Origin of the sequence: Bradyrhizobium sp., assembly GCF_036735945.1 — a bacterium.
Classification (GTDB): domain Bacteria; phylum Pseudomonadota; class Alphaproteobacteria; order Rhizobiales; family Xanthobacteraceae; genus Bradyrhizobium.
On the sequence record NZ_DAINNI010000212.1, the window covers coordinates 1 to 4763 of the forward strand.

5 protein-coding genes and 1 pseudogene are annotated in these 4763 nt (G+C 63.8%); 5 read left to right on the forward strand and 1 reads right to left on the reverse strand.

The genetic code is table 11. From position 1 onward, the window contains the following. Positions 1–440, forward strand: a 440-nt coding sequence (locus V7E26_RS29200; RefSeq protein WP_442893501.1) for an AMP-binding enzyme, incomplete at its 5' end; no start/stop codon positions are given. Positions 441–469: 29 nt separating this feature from the next. On the opposite strand, the gene V7E26_RS29205 is transcribed toward V7E26_RS29200, so the two are convergent. Further along, complete coding sequence (locus V7E26_RS29205; RefSeq protein WP_324422857.1) at positions 470–1330, reverse strand: sulfite exporter TauE/SafE family protein; 861 nt, start codon at positions 1328–1330, stop codon at positions 470–472. A gap of 574 nt (positions 1331–1904) precedes the next feature. Between V7E26_RS29205 and sdhC the strand changes: the two genes are divergently transcribed. From sdhC to V7E26_RS29225, 4 genes and pseudogenes are all read left to right on the forward strand, one after another. Continuing rightward, positions 1905–2303, forward strand: a complete 399-nt coding sequence (gene sdhC / locus V7E26_RS29210; protein ID WP_324422855.1) for a succinate dehydrogenase, cytochrome b556 subunit — start codon at positions 1905–1907, stop codon at positions 2301–2303. 14 nt (positions 2304–2317) lie between these two features. Beyond that, positions 2318–2692: a succinate dehydrogenase, hydrophobic membrane anchor protein gene (sdhD, locus tag V7E26_RS29215; RefSeq protein ID WP_324422858.1), complete on the forward strand. Its 375-nt coding sequence runs from the start codon at positions 2318–2320 to the stop codon at positions 2690–2692. A 3-nt stretch (positions 2693–2695) separates the two neighbouring features. Then, positions 2696–4537, forward strand: a complete 1842-nt coding sequence (gene sdhA / locus V7E26_RS29220) for a succinate dehydrogenase flavoprotein subunit (protein ID WP_324422856.1) — start codon at positions 2696–2698, stop codon at positions 4535–4537. Positions 4538–4561: 24 nt separating this feature from the next. After that, a pseudogene (locus V7E26_RS29225) lies at positions 4562–4763 on the forward strand (succinate dehydrogenase iron-sulfur subunit); the annotation flags it as partial.

A 4763-nucleotide genomic window follows, 5' to 3' on the forward strand; every position in this document is an offset into this window, starting at 1 on the left:
AGGGCTATTGGCGGATGCCGGAGAAGACCAAGGCCGAATTCCGCGACGACGGCTTTTTCATCACCGGCGATCTCGGCAAGATCGACGCCAAGGGTTACGTCCACATCCTCGGCCGCGGCAAGGATCTCGTTATCTCCGGCGGCTTCAACGTCTACCCGAAGGAAATCGAGAGCGAGATCGACGCCATGCCGGGCGTGATCGAATCCGCCGTGATCGGCGTGCCGCATGCCGATTTCGGCGAAGGCGTCACCGCTGTCGTGGTCTGCAACAAGGGCACTGAAGTCACGGAAGCAGGCGTCATGCAGGCGCTCGACGGCAGGCTTGCCAAGTTCAAGATGCCGAAGCGCGTCTTCGTCGTCGACGAATTGCCGCGCAACGCCATGGGCAAGGTGCAGAAGAATATTCTGCGGGATACCTACGCAAAGATTTATTCGAAGTAGCCCGCCACCGTTGCCTCATCGTCTCGCGACTACACGCCTGGCAGCAGGCTGATCACGAACCTGCCGCCGACGATGAACAGATAGGTCCCGAACGCCATCTCCAGCGCGCGTTTCGACAGGGCGTGCGCCACCTTCACCCCGAGTGGCGCCGTAATCAGCGTGGTCGGCATCACCAATAACGCACCGATCAGCGAGACATAGCCGAGCGCGAACGGAACTTGGAGGGCGGCGACGTCGGGAAAGCGCGCGGCCGCAGGCCAGCCGGCATAGACATAGCCGAGCGCGCCGGGAATGGAGATCAATACCGCCAGCGCCGACGAGGTCGCTACCGCCTGGTGGATCGGGCGACCGTAAAACGTCATCAGGAGGTTCGCGAACAGGCCGCCGCCGACCCCCATCAAAGTCGACAGCAGCCCGACGAAGAAACCATAGACCCGCATCAAAAAACCCTTCGGCACGTCGTCGCCAAAGTTCCAGGTTTCCCGCGCCAGCAGCAGACGCGCCGCGGCCGACCACGCCACCATCACGAACACGATCTTGAACAGGCGCTCCGGCGCGTAGCGTGCGGTGACGCTGCCGGCGAGAACGCCCAGCACGATCGGCAGCCACCACAGCTTGAGGATTCCCGTGTCGACCGCGCCCCTCTTGTAATGGGCGCGAAACGACGACAGCGAGGTCGGGATGATGATCGCGAGCGAGGTGCCGATGCACAGCGGCATCCGCACCTCCAGCGGCACGCCGACGAGGCGGAAGCATTCGTAGAACACCGGCACAAGGATGGCGCCGCCGCCAATGCCGAATAATCCGGCCATGAACCCCGACAGCGCCCCGACCGCGACCAGCAGCAAGGCCAGTTCGATGATTTCCCTGGAATCGAGGCCGGCGATCATGTGGTGCGCATCCGCGTTTTCGAACTTCCAGCTGCGCATCTGCACGGCCGCCGGCCGGCCGCGACGCGGCCGCCGCCAGAGCCATACCTGCTTCTGAAGCGCGGGAGCAGCCAAGCAGGCCGCAAAATCCGCATATCCGGTCGGCTCTGGATGAATAGCCTCGGCGCCTCTGCCGCCGCCGCGTAGCAGGCCCATTCGTACGACTGCTCGGCGGAGGACGAACCGACGCCAACGCCGCTGCAACCTGCCGTTTCAGTCTTCGCGGCCAGCTTCCCCGAAGATCAGCGCATTCGACGATTATCCGATTGAACGCCTGCGCGGAGCCGATCCTTCGGCCCAGGCCCGACACCGGCTACAAATAAGAATCAACATTCAATTCTTCGACCATGCGACCTCGCCGTGGTATACCAAGCCGCTGAATCAATCTCGTTTCATAGCGTCATAGCAATGAATACCAGTTCGATTCAAAGCCATTTGGTCGTTGCGCGGACTGATTCGACTCCGTAAATAGAACTCATCTACTGCGTTTCCCGATGGGCCGGCCGCGGTCCCACACAACGTATAAAGCCGCCGAATGACCGCCAGGACCGAACGACCGCTATCGCCCCACCTACAGATTTATCGCGTTACCCTGACGATGGCGCTTTCCATCGTCCATCGCGCCACGGGTATTGCGCTCTATTTCGGCACCCTGCTGCTCGCCTGGTGGCTGATCGCAGCCGCCTCCGGCCCCGGCGCCTACGCCAACGTCCAGGCCTTCACCGGCAGCATCATCGGCAAGCTGATCGTGTTCGGCTACACGTGGTCGCTGATGCACCACCTATGTAGCGGTATCCGTTACTTCTTCTGGGACCTCGGCTACGGCTTCAAGCCCAACGAGCGCGAGGCCCTGACCTGGGGCGCGCTGATCGCGGGTATCTCGCTGACCGTCCTGATCTGGATCATTGCCTATACCGTGGGAGGCGGACGATGAGCCGCCCGTCCTCGATGCGCACGCCGCTCGGCCGCGTCCGCAACCTCGGTTCCTCGCACTCCGGCACCAGCGATTTCTGGCGGCAGCGGCTCACGGCGGTGGCGATGGCGCTGCTGATCGTGCCCGTCATCGTGATCGTGCTGATGCTGGTCGGCCGCAATCATGCCGGCGCCGCGCAAATCCTCGGCTCGATCCCGATCGCGATCATCCTGGCGCTCTTCATCATCGCCAGCGCCTGGCACATGAAGATCGGCATGCAGATCGTGATCGAGGACTATGTGCACAACGAGACGCTGAAGCTCTTCAGCGTCATGGCCAACAACTTCTTCTGCATCGCGGTGGCGCTGTCATCGATCTACGCGATCCTCAAATTGTCGTCGGGAGTATAGCCCATGGCCGGTGAAGGTAACGGCAAGGCCACGAACGGCAGCGGCCCGGCCACGAATGGAAAAGCCTATCCGATCGAGGACCACACCTACGACGTCGTGGTCGTCGGCGCCGGCGGCGCCGGCCTGCGCGCGGTGGTCGGCTGCTCGGAAGCCGGCCTGCGCACCGCCTGCATCACCAAGGTGTTTCCGACCCGCTCGCACACGGTCGCGGCGCAAGGCGGCATTTCGGCCTCGCTCGGCAACATGCATCCGGACGACTGGCGCTGGCATATGTACGACACCGTCAAGGGGTCGGACTGGCTCGGCGACCAGGATGCGATCGAATACATGGTGCGCAACGCGCCTGAGGCCGTCTACGAGCTGGAGCACTGGGGCGTGCCGTTCTCGCGCACCGAGGACGGCAGGATCTACCAGCGCCCGTTCGGCGGCATGACCATGGATTACGGCAAGGGCCAGGCGCAGCGTACCTGCGCCGCCGCCGACCGCACCGGTCACGCCATGCTGCACACGATGTACGGCCAGGCGCTGCGCCACTCCGCCGAATTCTACATCGAGTTCTTCGCCATCGACCTGATCATGGACGACCAGGGCGCCTGCCGCGGCGTCATCGCGCTCAAGCTCGACGACGGCACGCTGCACCGCTTCCGCGCCCAGACCATGATTCTCGCCACCGGCGGCTACGGCCGCGCCTATCAGTCCTGCACCTCGGCGCACACCTGCACCGGCGACGGCGGCGGCATGGTGCTGCGCGCCGGCCTGCCGCTGCAGGACATGGAGTTCGTCCAGTTCCACCCGACCGGCATCTACGGCGCCGGCTGCCTCGTCACCGAGGGCGCGCGCGGCGAAGGCGGCTATCTCGTCAATTCCGAGGGCGAGCGCTTCATGGAGCGCTATGCGCCCTCCGCCAAGGACCTCGCCTCGCGCGACGTGGTCTCGCGCTCGATGACAATCGAGATCCGCGAGGGCCGCGGCGTCGGCAAGAAGAAGGATCACATCTACCTGCACCTCGATCATCTCGATCCCAAGGTGCTCAACGAACGGCTGCCGGGCATTTCCGAATCGGCGAAGATCTTTGCCAATGTCGACGTCACCCGCGAGCCGATCCCGATCGTGCCGACCGTGCACTACAACATGGGCGGCATTCCGACCAACTATCACGCCGAGGTCCTGACCAAGAAGGACGGTGACGACAACTCCGTGGTGCCCGGCCTGATGGCGATCGGCGAAGCGGCCTGCGTCTCCGTGCACGGCGCCAACCGGCTCGGCTCCAACTCGCTGATCGACCTCGTGGTGTTCGGCCGCGCCGCCGCGCTGCGGCTGGCGGACAAGCTGACCGCGAACGGCAAGCAGCCGGAATTGCCGAAGGATTCCGCCGACCTCGCGCTCGGCCGGCTCGATCATTATCGCCACGCATCCGGCGGCACGCCGACGGCGAAGCTGCGGGACAGCATGCAGCACGTGATGCAGAACAATTGCGCGGTGTTCCGCACCGGCGACATCCTGCACGAAGGCCAGAACCTGATCCACAAGGTGCATGGCGGCATCACGGACATCGCAACCACCGACCGCTCGCTGGTGTGGAACTCCGACCTGATCGAGACCCTCGAATTCGACAATCTGATCGCGCAGGCGGTGGTAACGATGGATTCGGCCGCCAACCGCACCGAAAGCCGCGGCGCCCATGCACGCGAGGACTTCCCCGATCGCGACGACCAGAACTGGATGAAGCACACGCTGGCCTGGCTCGACAACCGAGACAAGACCACGATCGATTACCGCCCGGTGCACAATTACACGATGACGAACGACGTTCAGTACATCCCGCCGAAGGCGCGGGTTTACTGAAGACGACCGCGAAGGCTTGCAACCATGGCTGAATTTGCGCTTCCCAAGAACTCGAAGATATCAGGCGGCAAGGCCTGGCCGAAGCCGGCCGGCGCGACGGAAACGCGTGAGTTCCGGATCTATCGCTGGAATCCGGACGACGGCAAGAACCCGAGCGTCGACACCTACCACGTCGACGTCAACGATTGCGGGCCGATGGTGCTGGACGGCCTGATCTGGATCAAGA

What these genes read in the sequence shown, in the direction of transcription:
- sdhD (WP_324422858.1), top strand. Translation starts at nt 2,318, where the DNA reads ATGCGCACGCCGCTCGGCCGCGTCCGCAACCTCGGTTCCTCGCACTCC.
- V7E26_RS29205 (WP_324422857.1), bottom strand. Translation starts at nt 1,330, where the DNA reads ATGATCGCCGGCCTCGATTCCAGGGAAATCATCGAACTGGCCTTGCTG.
- sdhA (WP_324422856.1), top strand. Translation starts at nt 2,696, where the DNA reads ATGGCCGGTGAAGGTAACGGCAAGGCCACGAACGGCAGCGGCCCGGCC.
- sdhC (WP_324422855.1), top strand. Translation starts at nt 1,905, where the DNA reads ATGACCGCCAGGACCGAACGACCGCTATCGCCCCACCTACAGATTTAT.